Source organism: Pseudomonas sp. WMBT8, from assembly GCF_050916005.1.
Lineage (GTDB): Bacteria > Pseudomonadota > Gammaproteobacteria > Pseudomonadales > Pseudomonadaceae > Aquipseudomonas.
The window spans coordinates 3,374,167-3,398,718 of sequence record NZ_CP188096.1; the positions used below are offsets into that span (position 1 = coordinate 3,374,167).

Genomic DNA, 24,552 nt, shown 5'->3' on the forward strand with positions numbered 1-24,552 from the left:
CATGACCTTACTGCTCAGCCGCCGGGACTTTCTCGGCTACAGCGCCACCGTCGGCGGGGGCCTGCTGCTGGCCGGTTGCGGTCCCGCCGACACACCGGCAGCCGGCATTGCCAATGACCAGCCGCGTTACGGTGGGCGCCTGCGCCTGGGGATCCTCGACGGCAACCAGAGCGGCAACCTCGATGCCCACAAGCCCATTGGCAGCGGCATCGTGCGCGGCTTTGCGCTGTACAGCAAACTGTGGGAATGGGACGAGCAGATGCAACCGCGCCTGGCCCTGGCCGAGCTGGCAGAGCCGAATGCCGACGCCAGCGCGTGGACCCTGCGCCTGCGCCCGGGCCTGGAGTTTCACAATGGCAAGACCATCGACGCCGATGACCTGATCTTCTCGATCCGCCGCCTCACCGACCCGCAGCTGGCTTCGCCCTATGCCGCGCTGTTGCACTGGGTGGACCGCGACAACCTGGTCAAGCTCGACAACCGTACCGTGCGCCTGAGCTTTCGCGACGGGCGCAGCTACCTGCCGCTGGCGGAAACCTGGGTCAACTTCGGCGGGATCGTGCCGGTGGATTACCACCCCGTCACCAACCCGGTGGGTGCCGGGCCCTACAAACTCAAGAGTTTCACCCCCGGCCAGCGCTCGCTGTTTACCCGTTTCGAGAACTACTACAAGGATGGCAAGCCCTACGCCGACGAGCTGGAAATCATCGACTTCAAGGATCAGGTGTCACGCCTGGCCGCCCTGCGCGCCGGGCAGATCGACATGGCCAACGTGCTGCCCACCGAGCAGTTGCCGATCCTGGCCAAGGACCCGCGCCTGCAGGTGATCAAATCGGTGAGCGGCAATTGGCTGTCGTTCGATATGAACCTGGACAAGCCGCCGTTCAACGACCCCAGGGTGCGCGAAGCCTTGCGCCTGATGGCCGACCGCGAAGAACTGGTGCGCCGCGCCCTCAACGGCCAGGGCCGGGTGGCCAATGACCTGTATGCGCCCAGCGACCCGACCTTCAACCACAGCCTCGGCCCGCGCCCCTACGACCCGCAACGGGCAGCACAACTGCTCAAGGCAGCGGGCCAGGAGAACCTTGAAGTGGAGCTGATCACCACGCCCGGCACCGGTTTGAGTTCGGCCCTGGTGCTGGCCGAACAAGCCAAGCGCATTGGCGTGACCCTCAAGGTCAAGCAGGTGGACCTGGCGACCTTCCAGGGCCCGCAGAAAAACGACTGGGCGCTGAGCACCGGCGGCAGCATCGGCGCGCCGTTCCTCGCCAGTGCGATTCACACCGATGCACCGTTTGCAGTGTCCAATAAAACCCACTTCCACGACCCGCAGTTCAGCGAACTGTTCCTGGCCGCCATGGCCCAGCCCGACCTGGAAAAACGCAAGGCACTGGTGCATCAGGTGCAGCAGATCCAGTACGAGCGCGGTGGCATGTTGATCTGGGGCTATGCCGACCTGCTCGACGGCGTGTCCACCCGCGTTGGCGGCGCACAGGCCGAAGAGTCGCTGTTCAGCACCTGGCGCTTTGAAAAACTCTGGCTCAAAGACAGCGCCTGACGCCCCTGTAGGAGCCGGCTTGCCGGCGATGGCGTCCTTGAAAACACAGCAAACCTCAAGGGCCTCATCGCCGGCATGCCGGCTCCTACAGGGGGCCATCCTTTTATTTTTTGATGAGGCATTTTTGCCATGCACGCTATCGCCTTGCGTTTACCCCTGCTGCTGGCGGCAGGCCTGCCAATCCAGGCCTTTGCCGCCGATACCCAACTGCAAACCGTGACCGTGCAGGCCAGTGCCAGCGCGTCCGAGGACGACGCCCTGCCCACCCGCCCACCGACCTCGGTCTATGGCGGCACCGAAACCAAGGTGCTCGACACGCCACGCTCAGTTGTGCAGATCAATGCCGAGCAGTTGGCCAACGACTCGATCCGCAGCGCCGACGACCTGGTCAAATATGCCCCCGGCATCACCCGCGGCGGTGGGCAGAACGCCGGGATTGCCCCGCAGTTCCGCGCCCAGGGCTCGGAAGTGTTCCAGGATGGCCAACGCGCTTATGGCGTGCGCCATCCGGCCAATTTCAACGCCTATGAAGGCGCCGATATCGTCGCCGGGCCTTCGTCGGTGACCTATGGCTCGGTGTCCGGCAGTGGCGGCTACGTCAACTACCTGAGCAAGAAACCCGACTTCAACCAGTTCAAGACCAGGCTCAGCGGCGAAGTGGGCTCGTGGATACCCGATGGCACCTCACGCAGCAGCGGCAAGTTCAGTGTCGATAACACCGGCCCGCTCAGCGACAACCTGGCCTATCGCCTGAGTATCACCAAGCAGCGCCAGGAGGACTTCTACGACAACGTCGACAACAATTTCGACGCGTTCTACGGTGCCCTGGCCTGGCGCAATGACAATGTGCGGGTGGACTGGAACGCCAGCTACGACGATTACTACGACTACAACATCACCCACGGCTGGAACCGCGCAACCCAGGACCTGGTGGACCACGGCAAGTATTACGCCGGCCGCGCCACGCCGATTATCCAGAACGGCAACACCCTGTGGTCGCCGGTCCTGGCCTCTGGGGCCGCCGATGCCCCGACCCTGGGCTGGGTGCAGCGCCAGCGCAATGCCCAGGGCCAATACGCCGTGGTCGACGGCAGCTTCCAGAATGCCTCGCCCAACACCCAGGCCAACCCCGGCAGCCTGCGCGGCTGGGTATATGACCCCACGCTGGCAGGCAATGGCGAACGCTCGTTATCGTCGCAAACCGGGCAACGCAAGGAGGACGAAAGCAGCTCCCGGCGCTTTACCACGCAACTGCGCATCGAGGCCGACCTGTCGCCGACCATCACCGTCGCCAACAGCACGTTCTACCAGCGCTCCCGGGACACCACCGACGCGGTGGGCGCGTTCCAGGTGCAGTCCAAGGACAATATCTTCGACAACCGCTTTGAGTTTCGCTCACGCAATGAAACCCGCCTCGGCCCCTGGACCCTGCGCGATGACAGCAACAGCGGGCTGATTTACCGCCGTGAGTCCAACCAGTCGATTGCCGCCAACAACAGCTTCGGCTCGACCATCAACGCCTATGACCTGACCCAAAACCCGTCCGGCAAGAACCCCGGCGACCTGCTGGGCCTGACCGGTGCCAACCCGGCCGGCGGCAATGGGGCGTGGATCGGCCAACCGGGCGTCGCGCAATACTCCAACTACTACGGCTGGTTGAGCCTGCCGGCGATGTTCCCGGCCGGGCATGGGTTGTACGCCGAGTCGGTAGCGCCCTACACCGCCGAAAGCACCTGGGTCACCAAAACCCTGTTCAGCCAGCACAACCTCAAATATGGCGATTACCTGGGCTTGAATATCGGCGCCAGCCGCAGCTGGATCGAAGCCGAGATCGAGAACCCGTTCGTGCTGGCCGGTGGCAATCGGCGCCAGGACAGCGACAACTACCGCCTGTTTGCCTTCCAGCTCAGCCCCTACGTCAAGCCCACGGACAACACCACGCTCTACTACACCTTCGACCGTTCGCTGGCCGTCAACACCGGGTTCTTTTCCAACGGCCTGGGCTGGGGCAGCGGCACTGGCGCCAACCAGCTCAACCCGCTGGCGTTCCAGAGCCTGAGCGTGTTGCACGAAGTGGGGGTCAAGGTCGAGGCCGTGCCCAACGAGCTGTTCATGACCCTGGCCGCCTTCAAGCAGGCCCGGGACCAGGCGCCCGACAGCAATAACAACATTGCCAGGCTGATCATCAAAGGCGTCGAGGCCACCGTGCGCTACCAGCCCGACGAGCATCTGCGCAGCGGCCTGAACCTGTCCAAGCTCAATGCCTACAACGAATTCACCTCCCAGGCCGGCTTTGCCTCCGCCGGGTTCATCCCCGACAACGGCACCGTGTTTGGCGATAACAACAGCCTCAACCAGCGCGCGTCCGGGCGCTTTGATGCGGTGCAGATCCCCGAATACACCGCCAGTGGCTATGTGGATTATCGCTTCGACTCGGGCTTGGGTGCCGAACTGTCCGGCTGGTGGACCAGCAGTTGGTACTTGAACCTGAGCAAGACCGTGAAGATCCCCAACGAATACAACCTCGACCTTGCCGTGTACTACCGCCAGCCGCAGTGGAGCACCACCTTGCGCGTGCTGAACCTGACCAACGAGCTGAACTTCGTCAGCGGCCTGGCCGGTTCCACCAATACCTTTTTGCAACCCATGCCTGGCCGCACGCTGCTGGCCCAGGTCGACTATCAGTTCTGACCGGAGCACCCCATGTCCATTGAATTTGTCGGCATGATTTTCCCTCGCCAGTGGTCCGAGACCCGTGGCGTTCGCAGCCCCGACTTTGACCTCGATTTTATCCGCCACCATGCGCGCGCCCATGAGCATGCGGGCTTTGACCGCGTGCTGATCGCCAGCGGCCCCGGCAGCGCCGACAGCTTGCAGATCGCCGCGTATGCGGCGGCCCACACCGAGCGCCTGGGTTTCATGATCGCCCACCGGCCGGGCCTGACCCCGCCGACGGTCGCCGCCCGCTCATTCGCCACCCTGGATCACACCACCGGTGGCGGGCGAATCCGCCTGCACGCGATTACCGGGATCACCGCCGAACCCCAGGAAGGTGACTTCCTGCTGGACAAGACCGCGCGCTACAAACGCACCGATGAGTACTTGGAGATTGTGCGGCGCACCTGGACCGCCGAAGAGCCGTTCGACTTCGAGGGCGAGTACTTCAACATCAAGGGCGCGTTCTCGCCGGTCAAGCCCTTGCAGCAGCCCCATATCCCAATCTCGTTTGGCGGCTCGTCGGACATTGCCTATCAGATTGCGGTCAAGCATGCGGACCTCTACGCGCTGTGGGGCGAACCGTTGAGCGGCGTCGCCGAACAGATCGGCAAGCTCAAGGCCGCCGCCAGCGCGGCGGGGGTGCAGGCGCCACGGGTGAGTTTGTCGGTGCGCCTGATCCTGGGCGCGACCGAGGAACTGGCATGGCAACGGGCCGAGCAGATCCTCGCGCAGATCAAGGCCAACCCGCAGTTTGCCGCAGGCAGCCCGTGGCAGAAACGAATCAAGGGCACCGGCTCCGAACGCCTGCTGGCCGCCGCCGCCCAGGGCGACCGCCACGACCGCGCCCTATGGATGCCCACCGCCACCGCTGTCGGTGCCTACGGCGACACCACCGCCCTGGTCGGCACCCCGGAAACCGTGGCCCAGGCGTTGCTCGACTATGTGGACCTGGGAGTGACGACCTTTCTCAACCGGGGATACGACCCGTTGTACGACACAGTGGATTACGGACGCTGGATCATTCCGGCGGTGCATGAAGAGGTACGGCGGCGGCAAGCCGCATATGCATTGTAGGAGCCGGCTTGCCGGCGATTGCGTCGGTAGATTCAAACCCATATCGCGTCCCACAACGGATAATCATGCACCCGCGTTACCAACCCGGCCCTCAACGGGTTGGCGACGATGTAGCGGGCGACTGTCGCAAGGTCCTCCTCACGGCGAATCGCTCGATCATGGAAACCCTTCTGCCAGAACCGACCTGACCGGCCCATACGCGCGTTCACCGCGCGAGCGCTGCGGGATTTGGTGGCAAGCATCAGCGCAGGGAGAGTGCTTTGCTTGAGTTCGATCAGCCAATGAAAATGATCAGGCATCACCACCCAGGCCAGGGAGTCGGCGAGGCCTTCGATCTGTGCGTGGCGAAATTCATGCACAACCAATCGGCCAACACACCAGTCGGCAAAGACCGGTGCGCGATGTTGAGTGACGGCGGTAAGTAGGTAGATCTGACCAGATTGAGAATAGCGGCCATTGCGCAGATTTTTAGCGTGAGGAAGTGTGGACAATCCTTTGTCCTCCTGTTGGAAATACAGAAGGGAAAGGCTAGTGCGGGGAATGCAAGAGTGAGGTGTGGCATTGACGCAGGATGTGTCCGTGAGGGCGCGATCGCCGGCAAGCCGGCTCCTACAGGAGTATGCATTTGCATTGTAGGAGCCGGCTTGCCGGCGATCACCGCGCAGCGGTGCCCATCAGCCCAATGTCGGCGAATGCTCAAGCAACGTGCGGGTATACGCCGCCTGGGGCTGGTCCAGCACCTGGTCCACCGCGCCCTGCTCCACTACCCGCCCCGTTTTCAGCACCAGCACCCGGTCGGCAATCGCCCGTACCACGCCCAGGTCGTGGGTCACGAACAGCAACGTCAAGCCGTCACGCTGTAGTTGGCGCAGCAGGTCGAGGATCGAGGCTTGTACCGAGACATCCAGCGCCGAGGTGATTTCATCGCAGATCAGCAGGGTCGGCTCACACAGCAGGGCCCGGGCAATGGCCACGCGCTGGCGTTCGCCGCCCGACAGGCTGTGGGGATACAGGTCGGCCACCGAGGCTGCCAGCGAGACACGCTTGAGTACGCCATGCACTCGTTCGCGGGCAGCTTGGCCGTTGATCGCGAAAAAGTGCTGCAGCGGTGCGCTGAGGGTCTGGTACACGGTTTGCCGGGGATTCAAGGCGCGGTACGGGTTCTGGAAGATGTATTGGATCTGGTGGCGCAGCCCCGCGTCCCGTTGCCTCGCCTGGAGGGGCAAGGGGCGCCCGGCATAATGCAGCTCGCCCTCGGCGTTCTCGCCAAGACCGGCGACGGCCCGGGCCAGGCTGGTCTTGCCGGAGCCCGACTCACCCACCAGCGCCAGGCATTCGCCCGGGCGCAGTTGCAACGACACCTCGAACAACACCTGGCGGTCATAGGCGACGTTCAGGCCGGATATCTCCAGCAACGGCGCAGCGGTTTGCCCATGACTGTCGGCAATCGGTGTCAGGGCAATGACCTGCGGCGGTTGGTCATGGGGGTCGAAACAGGCCACCGTGTGGCCCTGCGCAAACGCCTGCAACGCAGGCTCGGCCAGCGCGCAACGTGGGCCAAAACGCGCGCAGCGCGGGCCGAAACCACAGCCCTGGGGGCGTTGCCCAGGCGCTGGGGCGTGGCCGGCGATGGCCTGTAATTCGCGGCGCCCGGCCACATCGGGGATCGCCGCCAACAAGCCTCGGGTATACGGATGGGACGGCAGGCTGAACAGTGCGGCGCGGCTGGCGGATTCGACGATACGCCCGGCATACATGACCATCACCCGGTCCACCAGATCCTTGATCACCGCCAGGTCGTGGGACACATACACCGCCGCCACGCCCTGGCTTTTGCACAGCCGGCGCAACGTGGCGAGGATGTGCGCCTGGGTGCTGACGTCCAGGGCCGTGGTCGGCTCATCCAGCACAATCAGGCGCGGGCGCAGGACGAAGGCCAGCGCCAGCATCACCCGCTGTTGCTGACCACCGGACAATTGATGGGGAAAGCGCCGCAGGAACTCATGGTCGCCAGGCAAGCCCACGTCGACCAGGGTCTGGGCAATGCGCTGCTGTTGTGTGGCGCGATCGAGAGGGCATTGATGGGCGGCCAGGGTTTCGGCCAACAATGTGCCAATGCGCAACGCCGGGTTCAGCGCGGTGGCAGGGTCCTGGGCAACGTAGCCGATCAGGCTGCCACGGGCCTGGCGCAAGGCTTCGCCGTGCAGCTCCAACAAGGCCTGGCCGGCCACCTGCACCTGCCCGCCAACGATGCGTGCGCCGCGCCGGGCATGGGCCAGCAAGGCCGTGGCCAGCGTGGTCTTGCCCGAGCCGGACTCCCCCACCAGGCCCAGAATTTCACCGGCCTGCAGGGTGAAGGACACCCCGGACACCACATCCACCTGGCCCGGCAGTTCCACCCGCAAGTCCTGGACCTGCAACACCCGGGTGTCGATTTCGGTAATGGCGTTCATGGCTGTTTTTCTCCCATCCGCGCACTGCTGCGGCCGATGCCTTCGGCGAGGATATTGGTGCCGTAGGCGAATACGCCGATCAGCAGCGCCGGCGCGAGCACGGCCCAGGGCTGGACCAGCAGCCCGGCCTGGTTTTCGTTGATCATCAGGCCCCAGTCCGCCGTCGGCGGGGCCACGCCATAGCCGAGGAAGCTCAGGCCCGAGAGCATGCCTACACCCCAGGTCAGCATGTTGCCCAAGTGCACCAACAACGGCGTGAGGATGTTCGGCAGGATCTCCTGGAACAGAATGCGCCGTCGGGAATAGCCCATCATCTGCGCCGCCTCGACAAACTCCTGCCCCGCCACGGCCACCGCGCTGGCCCGCGCCAGGCGGATCACCCCAGGGATGAACGCGATCGACACCGTGAGCACAATCAGCCAGGGCGCACGCCCGAGCATCGACACGATCAACAGCACCAGGATCAGGTCGGGAAACGCCAGGCAGACGTCTGCCGACCAGGTAATCAACTGATCCAGGCGCCGCCGCGACAGGCCCGCGAGCAAGCCCAGGGTGGTACCGATGGCCAGGGCGATGACCGCCGCGGCCACTGACATCCACAACACCGACAGGCCGCCACTGAGCAAGCGCGACAGCACATCGTGACCAAGAAAGTCGTAGCCCAGCCAGGCCCCACCGGCCGGCGCACCGTACACCGGGCCGACCATGTCCGTCGGGCCGTGCGGTGCCAACAGGGGGCCGACCAGGGCCACGGCCACCACCAGCAGGGTAATCACCAAACCTTTGCGGGCCTGGGGTTCAGCCAGCCAGCGCCAAGTGCCAGGGGTCGTCATGCATCACCTCGGGAGCGCCGCCACCACGGGGTAATGCCCCGGCGGTTGCGCTGGATCATGGTCACACGGCGGGCCGTGCGCAGTTTGGGGGTCAGCAGCACCGTCAACAGGTCGGCCAGCAGATTGATCAGCACCACCGCCAGGGTGATCACCAGCACAATGGCCTGGATCATCGGCAGGTCGCGCATCTGGATCGCCGCATTGAGGGCAGTGCCGATGCCGGGGTAGCTGAAGATCACCTCGGCCAGCACCGCGCCGCCGATCAGCGTGCGCAGGGTCAGGGCCACACCCTGGATCGCCGGCACCAGGGCATTGGGCAAGGTGTGGCACCAGACAATGCGCCACCTGGGAATGCCGCGCAGGCGCGCGGCGATCACGTAGTCGGATTCCAGCGCGTCAATCAGCGCCGCGCGCACCATGCGCGTCAGATAAGGCAGCGCCGACAGGCTCAGGGCCAACACCGGCAGGATCAGGAACTTAAGTTGGCGCCATAGCGACAGGTCCGGATCGAGGATCGACACGGCCGGCAGCCAGCCCATATGGGGCATGGAAAACAGCAGCACCAGGCCGATGGCCAGGAGAAACCCCGGCGTGGCCTTGAGGAAAATCAACAGCGACAGGCTCCAGCGGTCCAGGGTGCTGTCCCGGCGCAAAGCCAGGGACACGCCAAGCACCAGGGCTGCCGGCACCACCAGCGCGATCACCCCGGCAAGCAACGCCAGGGTGTAGCCAAACCGCCCCCAGAGGATGCTGGCCACCGGCGCGTTGGAGTCCAGCGACACCCCCAGTTCACCGCTCAAGGCGGCGCCCAGCCAGCGCACGTATTGCCAGAGGATCGGCTGGTCCAGGCCCAGTTGGCGTTGCAGGGTAAGGATACTTTCCAGCGGCGCATCCGGGCCGAGGATCACTCGCGCCGGGTCGGATGGCAGTGCCTGGGTGGCGATAAACACCACCAGGCTGATGACCCAGGCGGTAAGCAGGCCGTAGCCCAGGCGCCCGATAAACCAGGACAGCCAGGCCGGTGTACGTGGGGCGCGGTGTGGGCTGACGCAGGACGACTCAGACATGGTTCAACCACAACTCATCAAAGCGCCAGGAGGCAAAGGTAGTCTGTTCCGGGCCCAGCCCGCCAACCCGTACCGAGGCGGCATCCAGCACATCGTTGAAGCCCCAGATCAGCAGGCCACCGCGCTCGTGCTGGATCTGCTGGGCCTCGTGCACCAGGCCTTTGCGCAGCGCCAGGTCGGGTTGGGCCAGGGCCTGGCGGTACAGGTCGGCGAAACGGGGGTCATGGAAGTTGCTGCGGTTGTAGATCGCCAGGGGCGCGTCGTTGTGCAACGCCGACGCCAGGAAACCCCGGGCCGGGGTCGAGCCGGGCGACACTTGCCATTGTTCCCGCTGCGGGCCGTTGAATACCGCGCCGTCAACCTGGGTCACGCGCACCTCGACCCCGGCCTTTTTTGCCTGCTGGGCGAACACCAGTGCCGCATTGACGCCGGGGCCCGGGGTGCTGGTCAGTTCCACGCGCAGATCGCTTTGCCCGGCCTGGCGCAGCAGTGAACGCGCTTGCTCCAGGTCATACGGGCGCTGGGCCAGCGTGTGGTTGTAGGTCGGGTCGTGGGGCGAATACAGGTCGTTGGCGATTCGCCCAAAGCCGTTGAGGCCACGGTCCACCAGTTCCTGGCGATCGGCCAACAAGCGGAAGGCCTGGCGCACCCGCACATCGTCAAACGGTGGCTTGGCCAGGTTGAGGTTCAAGCCGGTAAACGAGGTACTTGGCGAGACACACAGGCTCAACCGCGCATCGGCCTTGAGCAAGGCGCTGTGTTCAGCCTGCACCCCACTGGCCACGTCAATTTGCCCGGCGCGCAGGGCTGCGACGCGCGACACCTGATCCTTGAATTCAATGATTTCCAGCTCGTCGGCGTATGGCTGGCCGGGCTTGTAGTAGTTTTCAAAGCGGCTGTAGAGCGAGCGCTGGCCAGGAACAAAACGCTTGAGCTTGTAGGGCCCGGCGCCGACCGGGTTGGTCACCGGGTCGTAGTCGGTGGGGACAATGCCGCCAAAGCTGATCAGGGTTTCATCCAGGGGGAAAAAGCTCTGCCCCTGCTTGAAGCGGATTTCGATGGTGCGCTCATCGAGCTTGCGCAAGGCATTGCGGTCAATCGCCCCCACCAGCCCGGCAAACGGTGACGCCAGCTTGGGATCGGTCAGGCGCAGCAGCGAGAACAGCATGTCATCGGCGCCAATGGTCTTGCCGTGATGAAACTCCAGGCCCGGCTTGATGCGGATGGTCCAGGCGCTGGCATCGGCATTGGGCTCGGCGAATTCGGCCAGGGCCAGGCGGGTGCTGACGTCGGTGTTCCACTCCCAGAACTTGCTGTACAGCGCCCAGCCCCGGATGATCCCGCCACCCACCGGCTTGTGGGCATCGAGGTTGCCGGACTGGTCGCCGTCGATAATGCCGATACGCAGGCGTCCGCCACTCACCGGCTTGCTCGACAGCAGCACCGCGCCCTGGCTGGCCGGGCCTGCGTCGCAGCCACCGAGCAGCAAACCGCCGCCCAGCGTCAGGCTGCTGCCGAGGAAGGCTCGGCGGGAAAATCCATCACCCATACTCAGGCCTCATCCAGCTGCACGAGCTTGTGGGTGACGCCCAGACGCGGCACGTCAAAGCCGTGGTCCAGCTCCAGCAGCGGGAACAACAGGTCCGCCACGCGGTGCGCTTCGTCAATCAGCGGAAAACCGGAAAGGATAAAGGCCGAGGTACCCTGGGCCTCGTACTCGCGGATACGCTCGGCAACCTGCTCGGCGCTGCCCACCAGGTAGGTGCCCGCCGCAGGGCCGAGGATATTGAAGCCAAACAGGCTTGGGCCGAGCCATACGTTGGGGTAGATCTCCAGGTCGCGGGCGGTGGGTAGGCGGCCCGCACGAATGGTCTCGAGGTTGCGCTGGGTCTGTGGATCGTCGCTGTGGAACTCATCGAAGCTGACGCCGGCCGGCAACTGGCGTTCGATGGCGTTGCGTGCGGTTTGCAGCGAGGTGCGTTGCAGCAGTTTCTCGGCGTGGGCCCACGCCTCTTCTTCGGTCTCGCGCACGATGATTTGCAGGCGCGTGCCAAAGGTCAGTTCGCGGCCGATTTTTGCAGCTTCGGCGGCCACCTTGCGAAACTTGTCGCCCAGCTTGGGCGGGGTATTGGCAAAACTCAGGTAGACGTCGAGCAACTGCACCGAATGGGCCACGCCGGGCCCGGAAGTACCGGCGCCCCACAAGGGGATCCCGGGTTTCTGGCGCGGCGGATGCCAGCCACCCAAAGGATGATTGGCGGCGCCGGGGGCACGGGGGGCGAGCTTGACGTACTGGCCGTCGAAACCGCTGGTATCGCCGGCGTAGAAACCCTGGAACGCCCGCCAGTATTCGAGGCTGAAGGCATAACGTTCGTCGTGGGGGTAATGCACGCCGAGGGTGGCCAGGCCGGCGTCGTTGCCGTTGACCACGTTGAACAGCAGGCGGCCGTTGGAGAACTGATCGAAGGTCAACGCCCACTTGGCCAGGACCGCCGGCGACAGCTCGCCGGGGTGTTGCGCCACCAGGAAACGCAGGCGCTGGGTCGCGTCGATCAGCGAGGCGGCGACCACCAGGCTTTCGTTGGGGCTGGAGCCGAGCAGCGAACCGTAGAAGCCCAGGCGGTCACTGGCGATGGCCAACTGCTTGAGGTGTTCGAAGTCGGTTTTCCAGCGGCCTTCGGGCTCCCAAGGGTATGGCCCATCGGGGGTGGTGAGGTACCAGAGGATTTTTACAGCCATGGCAAAGCATCCTTGAAAAAATTCTATAAAACGCCAGGCAATCGGCGTTCGGCATACCGGCTTCATCGCTGGCAAGCCAGCTCCTACAAAGGTGATGCGACGCCGGCCCACTGTAGGAGCCGGCTTGCCGGCGATAGCGGTAAACCAGCTCCGACAAGGGTCAGGGGCGGCGGTCGATGGCCGGGACCAGGCCCAGGGCCGTGGCTTGCTCATACAGGCCGCTCATTTTCCATTGCTGGGTCAGCACCCCAGGGCCGTAGGCGCGGGAGCCACCCAGGGCGTCGGCGAGCAATTGCAGTTGCGCGCCCTCCTCCAGCAACACAATGAATTCTGCGGTGGCGCGCAGGCCCTGCTTGCCCCACACCGTGGCGCCGCCGTTGGCTTCGAGGATCGCCAGGTTGAAAGGGTTCTCGGCGATTTTGTCGAGGATGAAGTCCACTTCCTGCTGGCGTCGGTCGATGTACACCGGCAGCTCGCGGGCCAGTTGGTAACGCTGCACCGGCACGTAGTGGAACGGCAAGGTGCGGTGGGTCTGGGCCCAGGCGCCGAGGTACGGCGAGTGCACGTGGGACACGGTGGTCACGTCCGGGTGCTGCTCGAACAGCTTGGTGTAGCGCCCTGCCCCGCCCTTGCCATTGCCGTAGATCAGGTTGCCGGCAAAGTCGCTGACCGTGGCCTGTAGCGGCTTGCGGTAGTTCCAGGGCCCACCGTAGTTGACGGACACCAGCAGCTCTTCGCCGGGCACGCGCTCGACAAAGCCGACCGTGCCATTGGCGGTGATGGTGTTGGTTTCGCGGAACACGGTGAAGGCCTCTTCGGCTTCCAGCAGCACCTTGTCGATGAAGTCTTGCAGGGGCTGGCTGATGGGTTGAGCGAGGACAATCGCAGTCATGGGGTTTCTCCAGGTTCAGGCGCGGCGCTTGGCCAACAGTTCATGGGCAGCTTGCAAGGGGCGCGGGTCGACCCAGTCGGCGATGGCGAAATCGCGCTCCAGGAAGCCGTGCAGGTAGAGGAAGTCTTTCTGGACGCCGAGAAATTCCAGGCGCTGGGCCGACAAATCCGGCGCCAATGTGGTGTGGAAGTCGCCGCGATAGGCCTCGGCCACACCGGCACTGCCGGCGCGGGTTTCTTCTTCGAGGATGGCGTTCAGGGCCTCACGGTTGTTCGCCGCCCAGTCGGCGGCGCCAAGGGTTTGCGCGAGGAAGCGCACCACCAGGTCGAAATGGTTGTCCAGCAGGTCCTGGTGGACCGTGATCGGGCGTGGCGTGCCGTTGTTGATGCGGTAGCGCGGCTCGGCGATCAGGTCCAGGTCAATGCCCACCACCAGCCCCAGGCGGCGCGCGGCATCGGCGGCCGATGCGCCCTTGACGTACACCGCATCCACCTCGCCACGCACCAGGTAATCCAGGCCGGACCACAGGCGCTGCAAACCCTGCTGCGGGTCAGGCGCCTGTTGTTGGTCCTGCAACGCCACTTCCACCAGCTGTACATCGTCAAAGCCCAGGCCGGCCAGGCTCAGCGCGCCTTTGTAGCCATGCAGGCTCATGGCCCGGGCGATGCTGCCGGGACGGTTGTCGCCCCAGGCCGGCAGCGCCAGGCGCTTGCCTTTGAGGTCTGCGGGGCGGCTGATGCCGGAGTCCGGGCGGACCAGGATGGTTTGCCACTCTTCAATCCAGGTCAGGCCGATCAGGCGGCTTGGTGCACCACCCGCGCGGGCGGCCAATGCCGGGACGTTGCCGCCTTCGCGAAACAGTCCCGGCAGGTCGTGATCGTAATGGTGACGGCCCAGTTGACGAGCCTCCTGCAATGTGGCGACCGGCAGGCCGTCGGCAGCGAATTCCTCGCTCAACCAACCCAGCTTGTAGGCGATCCCGGAAGCGGTCGGCACCGGGCAACGGGTGAACCAGATCTGCTCCAGGGTGGGCGTGGGCAAGACAGCGCAAAGGGTCATAGGCAGCTCCATTGAATTGGGCAAGGCAGTTGCCGGGAGCTATTGCAGAGGCCGTGCCAAATGGCCAAAGCCCCGCTGCGCAAGGGCTTGGCGCAAACGTCAGGCAGAGGGCTGCTGGCCTGCCAACAGCACTGCTGCTGACCCAGCAGCCGGCGTGACGCGGTTGCTGCTCCAGCAACACCCCGCCCGCCGCAAGCCCGCTTTTAGGCGTTGGCGCAGAACTTGCTCAAGCCCCTTCAACACCGCACTCCCCTGTAGGAGCCGGCTTGCCGGCGATGGCGTCCTTGATAACGCCATCGCCGGCAAGCCGGCTCCTACAGGGGGCGGGATCTAGCATAAGGATGAGTAGCAATGACCACGTTTGAACAGGTACCCACGCGCCAACTGTACAGCGAGGCTGAGGCCATCGCCGTCGCCCGGGAGATCGCCCCGGAGATCGCCCGGATCGCCGCCGACCCCCAGCAAAACGGCCAACTGCCTTGGCGCCAGGCCCAGCTGTTGTCCGAAAGCGGCCTGACCGCCATCGGCGTGCCCAAGGCCTTTGGCGGGCTGGGTGCCTCGGTGCAAACCATCGTCGAAACCGTACGCCTGGTCTCGGTGGCCGATGGCGGCGTCGGCCAGTTGCTGCAAATCCATAACGTGATGCTGCGCGGGATTTTCAGCGGCTACAGCGACGCCGTGCGCGATCGACTGATTGCCGATGTACTGGCCGGCAAACGTTTCGGCAACGCCCTGGCGGAAGTGGGCGGGAAAAACAAGTTCGCCCTCAAGACCCGCGTCGAACGCCGCGCCGACGGTAAGCTGGTGCTCAATGGCAGCAAGTTCTACTCCACCGGTTCCTACCTCGCCGAGTGGATCTCGCTGACCGCAGCCAGTGACGATGGCGGCGCCAGCGTGCTGCTCAACCGCAATACCCCGGGCCTGACCCTGCTCGATGACTGGGAGGCCTTCGGCCAGAAAAATTCGGTCAGTGGTACCGTGCGCTTTGACGCTATCGAACTGGACGAAGCCTTCGTCTCGCAACGCAAGGGCCCGATGAAACGCACCGGGCTGACCTTCCCGCAGATCCTCCACGCCGCCATCGACACCGGGATTGCGGCCGGCGCGCTGGGCGCCGCCGTCGATTACCTCAAGCACAACGCCCGGCCATGGGTGGAAAGCGGCGTGGACCACGCCAATGAAGAACCGCACATCATCAAGCAGGTCGGCGAGTACGCCGTGGCCTTGCGCGCGGCCGAGTCACTGTTGCGCGACGCCGCGCGGGTGTTCGACCAGCATGAACTGGACCCGGAAAACAAAGAGCTGCAAGACGAGTTGATCCTGTCGGTGGCCACTGCGCGGGCGCATTCGGACGCTGCTTCGCTGAAGATCTCCAGTGATATTTTCTCGCTGCTGGGCGCCAGCTCGTCCCTGAGCAAATGGAACCTGGACCGCTTCTGGCGCAATGCCCGGGTGCACACCACCCATGACCCGATCCGCTGGCGCTTGCACCACGTGGGCAACTACTACCTCAACGGCGTGGACCCGGGCGAATACACCGCGATCCTCAATGCCAAGCAGACCCAGGGCGCTACCACCCGCTAACCCCCTCCCTGGCAGGAGCCGGCTTGCCGGCGATGGCGCCCTTGAAACCGGCGCATGGCTTGCGGGCCCGATCGCTGGCAAGCCAGCTCCTACAGGGTTTTGATTGAGCTTTTCATGAGCGAAAAACATCCTCTTTTACGCAGCCTGGCGATCTACCGGGAGATGCCCTGGCGCTTCTGCCTGGTGGCCGCGCTGTATGTGGCGATCAACCTCGGGCTGGTCTGGCAGCAGTGGCTGATCGGCCATGCGGTCAACGATGTCAGCGCCGGGCACGCGGTGGTACGCCAGGCGGATGGCAGCCTCGACGCCAGCCTTGGCTGGTACTGGCTGGGGTTGATGCTGGCCGTGGCGCTGGGGCGCGGGGTGTTGCAATACGCGGCCAGCGTGCTGTCCCTGGTGCTCAGCCAGGAGCTGCTGACGCGCCTGCGTGAGCGCATTCTCGACCAGGTGCAGAACCTGCACCTGGGCTATCACTGGCAACACGGCATGGGCGAGATGATCACCCGTACCACCCGCGATGCCGACAAGGTGCGCGATGCGCTGATCAGCTTTTGGCGCCAGGTGGTAGAAACACCGCTGGTGGTGCTGGCCACGGTGGGCTTGTTGAGCTGGTATCACCCGCTGCTGGGCCTGGTGCCGTTGCTGTTGACCGTCACCGGCCTGTGGATTTTCGTGCGCCAGACCGAGCGCCTGGTGAGCCTGGATCGCGCCGTGGGCGCGGCCTACGACCGGGTCAACCAGGACCTGAGCGAAGGCATCGGTGGGGTGCGGGTGATCAAGTCATTTGCCCTGGAGCAGCAGCGCATCAACGGCTTCTCCAGCCAGGTGGCAGTGTTTGCCAGCCTCGCACGCCAGGCCCTGGCCTATTCCAGCTCGCGCATCCCCCTGCCCCAGGCGGTGGTCGCGTTCGGCCATGTGTGGATCCTGGTGTACGGCGCCCATCTGGTGGCGGCCGGGCAATTGAACATCGGTGAACTGGTGACCTCACTGCTGATCGCCACCACCCTGGTGTTTCGTATCGAGGGCATTGGCCGGGTGATGCAGACCTTCGCCGACGCCCGGGCCAGTGCCGAACGCATCTGGCAGTTGCTCGACGCGCCGCTGGCGATTGGCGACGGCAGCGCGAGCCTGCCCGCCAGCCCCCTGGGCTTGCGCCTGGAGCACGTCAGCGTCAGCGCACCGGGGGGTGGCCGCGACATTTTGCAGGATTGCTCGCTGACCCTGCAGCCTGGGGAAATCGTCGCCCTGGTGGGCGCCACCGGTACCGGCAAGAGCCTACTGGCCAGCCTGTTGCCGCGCCTGACCGACGTCAGTGCCGGGCGCGTGCTGCTGGGTTCGGCGCAGGACGGTTGGCAGGATATCCGCAGCCTGAACCTCGCACAGTTGCGTCGCCGCGTGCATGTGGTGCCCCAAGAGAGTTTCCTGTTTGCCGGCAGCCTGGCGGCCAACCTGCGCCTGAGCGCACCCAGCGCCACCGATGAACAACTGCACGCAGCACTGCGCATGGCAGCAGCCGACGACATCTTGCAGCGCTTGCCCCAGGGCCTGGAAACACCCCTGGGCGATCGCGGCGTCACCTTGTCGGGCGGTCAGCGTCAACGCCTGTGCCTGGCGCGGGCGCTGCTCGGTGCGCCAGACATTCTGTGCCTGGACGACGCCACCAGCGCCCTCGATGCAATCAGCGAGCGCCTGGTGCTGCACAACCTGCGGCAACTGCGCGGCACCACGGTGCTGGTGATCTCCAGCAAGCTCTCGACCATCCTCCTGGCCGACCGGGTGCTGATGCTCGAAGGCGGCAAGATCGCCGCCGAGGGACCCCATGCCCAGCTGCAACACACCAACGCGCACTACCGCGACCTGCTAGGGATCGACCATGGCTAATCCAATCGCCGGCAAAGCCTTGAGCGATATCGAAATCGAAGAAATGCTTGCCAAAAAGGCCCTGGACCGCAGCATGTTCAAGCGCCTGCTGCCGTTGCTGCAGCCGATCCGCCGGCAGATCCTGGCAGTGATCGGCATTGAAGTGCTGCTGGTGTTCACCGTGTTCCTGCGCCCCTGGTTTGTGCGTGAACTGCTGGACCGCGGCCTGGTGCAACAAGCCGAGCACTGGCTGCTGGATGAGCGCCTGGTGCTGTGGCTGGGCCTCGGGTTGGCCGCCAGTTGGCTGCTGCGTTTCCTGTTGGCCGGGGTGTCGCAGTTCGTCGCCGGGGGCGCGGCGATTGGGGTGCTCAACGCCCTGCGCGTGCGGGTGTTTGCCCATGTCCAGGGCTTGAGTGTCAGCTACTTCGACCAGACCCGGGCCGGGCGCATCATTTCCCGGGTCGATCGCGATGTGGATGCCCTCGAACCGCTGCTGATCCAGGGCCCGCCAGAACTGCTCGGGGCCCTGCTGCGGTGTGGGCTGGCCTCGGTGATGCTGTGGCGCATCGACCCGCGCTTCTTCCTCAGCCTGGTGGCGACGGTACCGCTGCTGGTGTTGGCGACCTGGAGCTTCAAGCGGATATCCCAGCGCAACTGGGCCAGGGTCGCGGAAAACCGCAGCCGCTTTACCGCACACCTGGTGGAAAGCGTCAGCGGCGCACGCCTGTTGCAACAGTGCGCCCAGCAAGGGCCGAACCTGCGGCGCTATCGTGGCCTGCTGGATGACTTCAACCAGGCCTTGATTCGCGGCAGCTTGCGCTCCAGCTGGTTTGCGCCGTTTACCGCACTGCTCAGCTCGGCGGGGATTGCCGTGCTGTTGCTGGTGGGCGCCTATGGCCTGGCGGCGGGTGATGTGACCGTGGGCCAGGTCGCGGAGAGCCTGTTTTATGTGTTCTTGTTCCTCGGGCCGTTGCAGGAGCTGTCCGACCTGTTCGAGCGCTACGCCACGGGGTCGGCCAGTGCCCAGCGGATTTTCCTGCTGCTCGATACCCGGGCGCAGATCACCGACTGCGCCGCGCCTGCCACCTTGGCGCGGGCGCGGGGTGAAGTGCACTTCCAGGGGGTGGGGTTCAGCTATACGCCGGGGGCGCAGGCACCGGTGATCAACAATCTCGACCTGCACATCCCCGCCGGCCAAGTGCTGGCGATTGTCGGCCCTTCCGGGCATGGCAAAAGTACCTTGGTGCAACTGCTGACGCGCTTCTACGAGGTACAGACGGGGGCGGTGCTGCTTGACGGCATCGATGTGCGCGAACTGGCGCAACACACCCTGCGGCGCAACGTCGGGGTGGTGCTGCAGGACAACGTGTTGTTCAGCGGCAGCATCCTCGACAACCTGCGCCTGGCGGCACCGGACGCCGATGACAGCCGACTGATCGCCGCAGCCCGCGAACTGGGCGCCGACGAAGTGCTGGAGCGACTGCCCCATCAATATCACACCGAAGTCGGCCCACTGGGTGCACACCTGAGTCACGGCCAGCGGCAACTGGTGTGCCTGGTACGCGCGTACCTGGCGGATCCTGCGGTGCTGGTGCTGGACGAGGCGACGTCGGCGGTGGATATCCATACCGAGCGGCGCATCCAGCGGGCCTTGCGACGGTTGTGCGAGGGGCGCACGGCAATCATCATCGCCCACCGCCTGGCGACGATTCGGGATGCGGATCGCATTGCGGTGGTACGGCATGGACAGGTGGTGGAGCTTGGGCCGCATCGGCAGCTGATTGAACAAGGGGGGGCGTATGCGGCGTTGTACCAGTCGTATCTGCGAGGCGCGCAAGGGGTGGTTTCCGTGGCGGAAACGGTGATATAGGCGCGGGCAAGCCAGCTCCTACAGGGGGCTCTCACTTGGGCAGAGAATTTGGCCACAGCACAAATCACATGTGGGAGCTGGCTTGCCGGCGATGGCGGTGGGTCAGGCTGCCTGTTCTTCGGCTGATGTATTGCTATCGCGGGCAAGCCCGCTCCTACAGGGGACGCTGGCTTGGGTAGAGAATTTGGCCACACTGCAAATCACATGTGGGAGCTGGCTTGCCGGCGATGGCGGTGAGTCAGGCAGTATGTTCTTCGGCTGATGTATTGCTATCGCGGGCAAGCCCGCTCCTACAGGGGACGCTGGCTTGGGTAGAGAATTTGGACACACCACAAATCACATGTGGGAGCTGGCTTGCCGGTGATGGCGGTGGGTCAGGCAGTATGTTCTTCGGCTGATGTATTGCTATCGCGGGCAAGCCCGCTCCTACAGGGGACGCTGGCTTGGGTAGAGAATTTGGCCACACTGCAAATCACATGTGGGAGCTGGCTTGCCGGCGATGGCGGTGAGTCAGGCAGTATGTTCTTCGGCTGATGTATTGCTATCGCGGGCAAGCCCGCTCCTACAGGGGACGCTGGCTTGGGCAGAGAATTTGGCCACACTGCAAATCATATGTGGGAGCTGGCTTGCCGGCGATGGCGGTGGGTCAGGCTGCCTGTTGTTCGGCTGATGTACCGCTATCGCGGGCAAGCCCGCTCCTACAGGGGGGTCTCACTTGGGTAGAGAATTTGGCCACACCACAAATCACATGTGGGAGCTGGCTTGCCGGCGATGGCGGCGGGTCAGGCAGTATGTTCTTCGGCTGATGTATTGCTATCGCGGGCAAGCCCGCTCCTACAGGGGGGTCTCACTTGGGTAGAGAATTTGGCCACACCACAAATCACATGTGGGAGCTGGCTTGCCGGCGATGGCGGCGGGTCAGGCAGTATGTTCTTCGGCTGATGTATTGCTATCGCGGGCAAGCCCGCTCCTACAGGGGACGCTGGCTTGGGTAGAGAATTTGGCCACACCACAAATCACATGTGGGAGCTGGCTTGCCGGCGATGGCGGTGGGTCAGGCAGCCTGTTCTTCGGCTGATGTACCGCTATCGCGGGCAAGCCCGCTCCTACAGGGGACGCTGGCTTGGGTAGAGAATTTGGCCACACTGCAAATCACATGTGGGAGCTGGCTTGCCGGCGATGGCGGTGAGTCAGGCAGTATGTTCTTCGGCTGATGTGCCGCTATCGCGGGTAAGCCCGCTCCTACAGGGGACGCTGGCTTGGGCAGAGAATTTGGCCACACTGCAAATCACATGTGGGAGCTGGCTTGCCGGCGATGGCGGTGGGTCAGGCAGTATGTTCTTCGGCTGATGTATTGCTATCGCGGGCAAGCCCACAGGTAAGCGGCGCGGCAGTTTCGATAAATGAGCGCCCTTAATGCATCACCACAATCCCCATCACCAACACCACCGGCCAGGCCAACATCGCGGCCCGCCACCCCGGGGGCGCATGCCGCAGTTCCATAAACCCATCGGTAATCATCCAGGCCTTGGCCACTGCTGCCAACACCACTATCCACCACAGCCCCGCAGCGCCCGACATGACCGTGCCTACGCTCAGCAGCACCAACGCGCCCCAGCAGGCCAGCAGCCTCACAACACGTACACCAGGGGAAACAACACCACCCATACCAGATCCACCATGTGCCAATAGAGCACCCCTGATTCGAACCCCGACTGGCGCCCCGGTCCATAAGCCCCATGCCAGCAGTGCCACGCCAGCCATGCCAGGATCACCATCCCCAACAGGACATGCAGGAAGTGAAACCCGGTCAGAATCCAGTACAGGGTAAAGAACGTGCTGTGCTCCAGCCCCAGTCCGGCAGCGGCCAGGTGCCCGTACTCGCCAAGCTTGATCCACACATACACCACCGCCACCGACAGCCCCAACAGCAATAACCCACTTGCCCGCCGAGGCTGGCCGGCAAGCAGTTGTTGCTGCGCCAACGCCGCCAGCAGGCCGGCTGTCAGCAGGCTCAGGGTCATAGCCAGGCCGGTGGAGGTATCCAGCTGTGCGCGGCCTTCGGCAAAGGCTTGGGGCTGGAGCATCTGGGCCGCCGCAAAGGCGAGGATCAGCAGCGCAAACACCGAGAGTTCGGCAAGGATGAAGAACCACATCGCCAGGTCGCCCTGCAGGCGCCGTTCAACTGAAGTGAACATCAACCACGTCCATCAGGGCCGCAACGGTTTGCGGATCATCGCTCAGCGCTTCAGCCAGGCACGCCATGCACGCTTCACGCGGGTGCATGCCCGCGGCGATCAGGCGCGCGGTGAAGATCAGCAGGCGCGTCGACGCCACCTCTTCCAGATCATGCTGGTCCAGCCGGCGCAAGGCCTGCCCCAGGCGTACCACCTGGGCCGCCAGGGCGCTGTCTACCTGGGCTTCGCGGGCGACGATGCGTTCTTCTTCCAGGGGCGACGGATAGCCAAAACGCATCGCGACGAAGCGCTGGCGGGTGCTGGGTTTCATGCCCTTGAGCAGGTTCTGGTAACCGGGGTTGTAAGACACCACCAGCATGAACGACGGCGGCGCCTTGAGGACTTCGCCCGTGCGTTCCAGGAACAGCTCGCGACGGTCATCGGCCACCGGGTGCAGGACCACGGCGGTGTCCTGGCGCGCCTCGACCACTTCGTCCAGGTAGCAGATGCCCCCTTCGCGCACCGCGCGGGTTAGCGGGCCATCCTGCCACCAGGTGCCCTGGGCGCCGATCAGGTGACGGCCGATCAGGTCGGCGGCGCTGAGGTCGTCGTGGCAGGCCACGGTGTACAGCGGCAGTTGCAGACGATGAGCCATATGCTGGACGAAGCGGGTCTTGCCGCAGCCGGTGGGGCCCTTGATCAACACTGGCATGCGGTGGCGCCAGGCGTGTTCGAACAACTCATGCTCGTTATTGACGGCTTGGTAGAAGGGTTCGGTCATGGTGCACCTTGCATGGGCAACGGGTTTGACGGCCACGCTACGGGGCCCTGCGACAACCTGGCAAGCCGTACTCAAGGCAAACTTGATCGCCGTCAAGCGGTCATTCACCCGCCGCGACATAGTCTCTGCTGGCACTAAGAACCTGCGTTCTACCCGGATCGCAAAGGTCTTGCCTGAGGAGAGATGGAATGCTGACTCGCAACAAAACACCCTTCGTACTGACGCTGGCCAGGCTCAGCTGCGCGCTGGCCCTGGCCCTCTCAACGCAGGCCTTCGCGGCTGCACCTGCACCGGCGACGGTCATGGTCAAGAGCCCCGGCGCACCCGACTTGAGCCAAGCCGAGTTCGATGCCTCGAAGCAGATCTACTTCGAGCGCTGCGCCGGCTGCCACGGTGTGTTGCGCAAGGGCGCCACCGGCAAGCCGCTGACCCCGGACATCACCCAGGCCCGGGGCCAGGCGTATCTGGAAGCCTTGATCACCTACGGCTCCCCCGCCGGCATGCCGAACTGGGGCACCTCCAATGCGCTGACCAAGGCGCAGATCACCAGCATGGCAACCTTCATCCAGCACACCGCGCCGACGCCGCCGGAATGGGGCATGGCCGAAACCCTTAAGACCTGGAAGGTACTGGTCAAGCCCCAAGACCGCCCGAAGAAGCAGCTCAACACGCTGAACCTGGAAAACCTGTTCTCCGTCACCCTGCGTGACGACGGCAAAATCGCCCTGATCGACGGCGACAGCAAAAAAATCGTCAAACTCATCGACACCGGCTACGCCGTGCATATCTCGCGGATCTCTGCTTCGGGCCGCTACCTGCTGGTGATCGGCCGTGACGCCAAGATCGACATGATCGACCTGTGGCCCGCCGAGCCGACCAAGGTCGCCGAGATCAAGGTGGGCATCGAGGCCCGCTCGGTGGAGACCTCCAAGTTCAAGGGCTATGAAGACAAGTACGCGATTGCCGGTTCCTACTGGCCGCCGCAGTTCACCATCATGGACGGCGAGACCCTGGAGCCCAAGCAGATCGTCTCGACCCGTGGCATGACCGTGGACAAACAGGAGTACCACCCGGAACCGCGTGTGGCGGCGATCATCGCCTCCCACGAATGGCCGGAGTTCATCGTCAACGTCAAGGAAACCGGCAAGGTGATGCTGGTCAACTACCAGGACATCAAGAACCTCACCATCACCACCATCGACGCCGCGCCTTTCTTGCATGACGGCGGTTGGGACAGCACCCACCGCTACTTCATGACGGCCGCGAACAACTCCAACAAGGTCGCGGTGATCGACTCCAAGGAGCGCAAGCTCACCGCCCTGGTGGATGTGGGCAAGACCCCGCACCCCGGTCGTGGCGCCAACTTTGTGCACCCGCAATATGGTCCGGTATGGGCCACCAGCCACTTGGGTGACGGTGGGGTTTCGGTGATCGGCACCGACCCGGTCAAGCATCCGCAGTACGCCTGGAAGCAGGTGACCTCGCTCAATGGCCAGGGCGGTGGCTCGCTGTTTATCAAGACCCACCCCAACTCGCGGCACCTGTACGTCGACACCACCCTCAACCCCGACACCAAGCTCAGCCAGTCGGTGGCCGTGTTCAATATCGACAAGCTCGACGCCGGCTACACCGTGCTGCCGATTGCCCAATGGTCGGGCATCAAGCAAGGCGCCCTGCGCGTGGTGCAGCCGGAATACAACAAGGCGGGCGATGAAGTGTGGTTCTCAGTGTGGAACGGCCAGGAAGAGGAGTCGGCGCTGGTGGTGGTCGATGACAAGACCCTCAAGCTCAAGAACGTGATCAAGGACAAGCGCCTGATTACCCCGACCGGCAAGTTCAATGTCTACAACACCCAATTCGACATTTATTGAGCTTCATCAACAAGAG

Annotated in this window: 18 protein-coding genes; 7 read left to right on the forward strand and 11 right to left on the reverse strand. The window is 64.3% G+C overall.

Going from position 1 to position 24,552, the window contains the following annotated elements; translation table 11 throughout:
* Position 1 precedes the first annotated feature (1 nt).
* The 3 genes from ACO77H_RS15535 (at position 2) to ACO77H_RS15545 (ending at position 5,350) form a co-directional block, all read left to right on the forward strand.
* Positions 2 to 1,558 (forward strand): ABC transporter substrate-binding protein, encoded by a 1,557-nt coding sequence (locus ACO77H_RS15535; RefSeq protein WP_432754218.1) that lies wholly within the window; start codon positions 2 to 4, stop codon positions 1,556 to 1,558.
* 129 nt (positions 1,559 to 1,687) lie between these two features.
* Positions 1,688 to 4,249 carry a TonB-dependent receptor plug domain-containing protein gene (locus ACO77H_RS15540; RefSeq protein ID WP_170041275.1) on the forward strand — a complete coding sequence of 854 codons (2,562 nt, stop codon included), beginning with the start codon at positions 1,688 to 1,690 and terminating at the stop codon, positions 4,247 to 4,249.
* A gap of 12 nt (positions 4,250 to 4,261) precedes the next feature.
* Positions 4,262 to 5,350, forward strand: coding sequence for an LLM class flavin-dependent oxidoreductase (locus tag ACO77H_RS15545; protein ID WP_432754219.1), 1,089 nt, complete (start codon positions 4,262 to 4,264; stop codon positions 5,348 to 5,350).
* Positions 5,351 to 5,382: 32 nt separating this feature from the next.
* Here ACO77H_RS15545 and ACO77H_RS15550 read toward each other — a convergent pair whose 3' ends face one another.
* The 8 genes from ACO77H_RS15550 to ACO77H_RS15585 form a co-directional block, all read right to left on the reverse strand.
* Complete coding sequence (locus ACO77H_RS15550) at positions 5,383 to 5,841, reverse strand: REP-associated tyrosine transposase (RefSeq protein ID WP_172311567.1); 459 nt, start codon at positions 5,839 to 5,841, stop codon at positions 5,383 to 5,385.
* 183 nt (positions 5,842 to 6,024) lie between these two features.
* Positions 6,025 to 7,803 (reverse strand): dipeptide ABC transporter ATP-binding protein, encoded by a 1,779-nt coding sequence (locus ACO77H_RS15555; RefSeq protein ID WP_432754220.1) that lies wholly within the window; start codon positions 7,801 to 7,803, stop codon positions 6,025 to 6,027.
* Positions 7,800 to 8,636, reverse strand: coding sequence for an ABC transporter permease (locus ACO77H_RS15560; RefSeq protein WP_169953145.1), 837 nt, complete (start codon positions 8,634 to 8,636; stop codon positions 7,800 to 7,802). Before ACO77H_RS15560 ends, ACO77H_RS15555 begins: the two co-directional genes overlap by 4 nt.
* Positions 8,633 to 9,703, reverse strand: coding sequence for an ABC transporter permease (locus ACO77H_RS15565; RefSeq protein WP_432754221.1), 1,071 nt, complete (start codon positions 9,701 to 9,703; stop codon positions 8,633 to 8,635). The genes ACO77H_RS15560 and ACO77H_RS15565 overlap by 4 nt, the downstream gene beginning before the upstream one ends.
* Positions 9,696 to 11,252 (reverse strand): ABC transporter substrate-binding protein, encoded by a 1,557-nt coding sequence (locus ACO77H_RS15570; RefSeq protein WP_432754222.1) that lies wholly within the window; start codon positions 11,250 to 11,252, stop codon positions 9,696 to 9,698. Before ACO77H_RS15570 ends, ACO77H_RS15565 begins: the two co-directional genes overlap by 8 nt.
* Positions 11,253 to 11,254: 2 nt before the next feature.
* Positions 11,255 to 12,442 (reverse strand): LLM class flavin-dependent oxidoreductase, encoded by a 1,188-nt coding sequence (locus ACO77H_RS15575; RefSeq protein ID WP_169953139.1) that lies wholly within the window; start codon positions 12,440 to 12,442, stop codon positions 11,255 to 11,257.
* Between the two features lie 160 nt (positions 12,443 to 12,602).
* Positions 12,603 to 13,334: a class II aldolase/adducin family protein gene (locus ACO77H_RS15580; RefSeq protein WP_432754223.1), complete on the reverse strand. Its 732-nt coding sequence runs from the start codon at positions 13,332 to 13,334 to the stop codon at positions 12,603 to 12,605.
* Between the two features lie 15 nt (positions 13,335 to 13,349).
* Positions 13,350 to 14,393, reverse strand: a complete 1,044-nt coding sequence (locus ACO77H_RS15585; RefSeq protein ID WP_169953135.1) for an ABC transporter substrate-binding protein — start codon at positions 14,391 to 14,393, stop codon at positions 13,350 to 13,352.
* Positions 14,394 to 14,744: 351 nt separating this feature from the next.
* Here ACO77H_RS15585 and ACO77H_RS15590 point away from each other — a divergent pair, with 351 nt between their 5' ends.
* The 3 genes from ACO77H_RS15590 to ACO77H_RS15600 all read left to right on the forward strand — a co-directional run bounded on the left by ACO77H_RS15590 (position 14,745) and on the right by ACO77H_RS15600 (position 19,707).
* Positions 14,745 to 15,977: an acyl-CoA dehydrogenase family protein gene (locus tag ACO77H_RS15590; protein ID WP_432754224.1), complete on the forward strand. Its 1,233-nt coding sequence runs from the start codon at positions 14,745 to 14,747 to the stop codon at positions 15,975 to 15,977.
* Positions 15,978 to 16,091: 114 nt separating this feature from the next.
* Positions 16,092 to 17,858: an ABC transporter ATP-binding protein gene (locus tag ACO77H_RS15595; protein WP_432754225.1), complete on the forward strand. Its 1,767-nt coding sequence runs from the start codon at positions 16,092 to 16,094 to the stop codon at positions 17,856 to 17,858.
* Complete coding sequence (locus tag ACO77H_RS15600) at positions 17,851 to 19,707, forward strand: ABC transporter ATP-binding protein (RefSeq protein ID WP_432754226.1); 1,857 nt, start codon at positions 17,851 to 17,853, stop codon at positions 19,705 to 19,707. The genes ACO77H_RS15595 and ACO77H_RS15600 overlap by 8 nt, the downstream gene beginning before the upstream one ends.
* Before the next feature lie 1,413 nt (positions 19,708 to 21,120).
* Here the strand turns inward: ACO77H_RS15600 and ACO77H_RS15605 are convergent.
* Genes ACO77H_RS15605 through ACO77H_RS15615 form a run of 3 tightly spaced genes read right to left on the reverse strand, consistent with a single transcriptional unit; the run spans position 21,121 to position 22,665 of the window.
* Positions 21,121 to 21,288, reverse strand: coding sequence for a cytochrome C oxidase subunit IV family protein (locus ACO77H_RS15605; protein ID WP_432755761.1), 168 nt, complete (start codon positions 21,286 to 21,288; stop codon positions 21,121 to 21,123).
* A gap of 50 nt (positions 21,289 to 21,338) precedes the next feature.
* Positions 21,339 to 21,905, reverse strand: coding sequence for a cytochrome c oxidase subunit 3 (locus ACO77H_RS15610; RefSeq protein WP_432754227.1), 567 nt, complete (start codon positions 21,903 to 21,905; stop codon positions 21,339 to 21,341).
* Positions 21,889 to 22,665, reverse strand: a complete 777-nt coding sequence (locus tag ACO77H_RS15615; protein WP_169953120.1) for a CbbQ/NirQ/NorQ/GpvN family protein — start codon at positions 22,663 to 22,665, stop codon at positions 21,889 to 21,891. The genes ACO77H_RS15610 and ACO77H_RS15615 overlap by 17 nt, the downstream gene beginning before the upstream one ends.
* A 302-nt stretch (positions 22,666 to 22,967) precedes the next feature.
* Here ACO77H_RS15615 and nirS point away from each other — a divergent pair, with 302 nt between their 5' ends.
* On the forward strand, positions 22,968 to 24,536 hold the full coding sequence (gene nirS, locus ACO77H_RS15620; RefSeq protein ID WP_262376912.1) for a nitrite reductase: 1,569 nt from the start codon (positions 22,968 to 22,970) through the stop codon (positions 24,534 to 24,536).
* The last annotated feature ends 16 nt before the right edge of the window (positions 24,537 to 24,552 follow it).

What these genes read in the sequence shown, in the direction of transcription:
- ACO77H_RS15535 (WP_432754218.1), top strand. Translation starts at nt 2, where the DNA reads ATGACCTTACTGCTCAGCCGCCGGGACTTTCTCGGCTACAGCGCCACC.
- ACO77H_RS15540 (WP_170041275.1), top strand. Translation starts at nt 1,688, where the DNA reads ATGCACGCTATCGCCTTGCGTTTACCCCTGCTGCTGGCGGCAGGCCTG.
- ACO77H_RS15545 (WP_432754219.1), top strand. Translation starts at nt 4,262, where the DNA reads ATGTCCATTGAATTTGTCGGCATGATTTTCCCTCGCCAGTGGTCCGAG.
- ACO77H_RS15555 (WP_432754220.1), bottom strand. Translation starts at nt 7,803, where the DNA reads ATGAACGCCATTACCGAAATCGACACCCGGGTGTTGCAGGTCCAGGAC.
- ACO77H_RS15560 (WP_169953145.1), bottom strand. Translation starts at nt 8,636, where the DNA reads ATGACGACCCCTGGCACTTGGCGCTGGCTGGCTGAACCCCAGGCCCGC.
- ACO77H_RS15565 (WP_432754221.1), bottom strand. Translation starts at nt 9,703, where the DNA reads ATGTCTGAGTCGTCCTGCGTCAGCCCACACCGCGCCCCACGTACACCG.
- ACO77H_RS15570 (WP_432754222.1), bottom strand. Translation starts at nt 11,252, where the DNA reads ATGGGTGATGGATTTTCCCGCCGAGCCTTCCTCGGCAGCAGCCTGACG.
- ACO77H_RS15575 (WP_169953139.1), bottom strand. Translation starts at nt 12,442, where the DNA reads ATGGCTGTAAAAATCCTCTGGTACCTCACCACCCCCGATGGGCCATAC.
- ACO77H_RS15580 (WP_432754223.1), bottom strand. Translation starts at nt 13,334, where the DNA reads ATGACTGCGATTGTCCTCGCTCAACCCATCAGCCAGCCCCTGCAAGAC.
- ACO77H_RS15585 (WP_169953135.1), bottom strand. Translation starts at nt 14,393, where the DNA reads ATGACCCTTTGCGCTGTCTTGCCCACGCCCACCCTGGAGCAGATCTGG.
- ACO77H_RS15590 (WP_432754224.1), top strand. Translation starts at nt 14,745, where the DNA reads ATGACCACGTTTGAACAGGTACCCACGCGCCAACTGTACAGCGAGGCT.
- ACO77H_RS15595 (WP_432754225.1), top strand. Translation starts at nt 16,092, where the DNA reads ATGAGCGAAAAACATCCTCTTTTACGCAGCCTGGCGATCTACCGGGAG.
- ACO77H_RS15600 (WP_432754226.1), top strand. Translation starts at nt 17,851, where the DNA reads ATGGCTAATCCAATCGCCGGCAAAGCCTTGAGCGATATCGAAATCGAA.
- ACO77H_RS15605 (WP_432755761.1), bottom strand. Translation starts at nt 21,288, where the DNA reads ATGTCGGGCGCTGCGGGGCTGTGGTGGATAGTGGTGTTGGCAGCAGTG.
- ACO77H_RS15610 (WP_432754227.1), bottom strand. Translation starts at nt 21,905, where the DNA reads ATGTTCACTTCAGTTGAACGGCGCCTGCAGGGCGACCTGGCGATGTGG.
- ACO77H_RS15615 (WP_169953120.1), bottom strand. Translation starts at nt 22,665, where the DNA reads ATGACCGAACCCTTCTACCAAGCCGTCAATAACGAGCATGAGTTGTTC.
- nirS (WP_262376912.1), top strand. Translation starts at nt 22,968, where the DNA reads ATGGTCAAGAGCCCCGGCGCACCCGACTTGAGCCAAGCCGAGTTCGAT.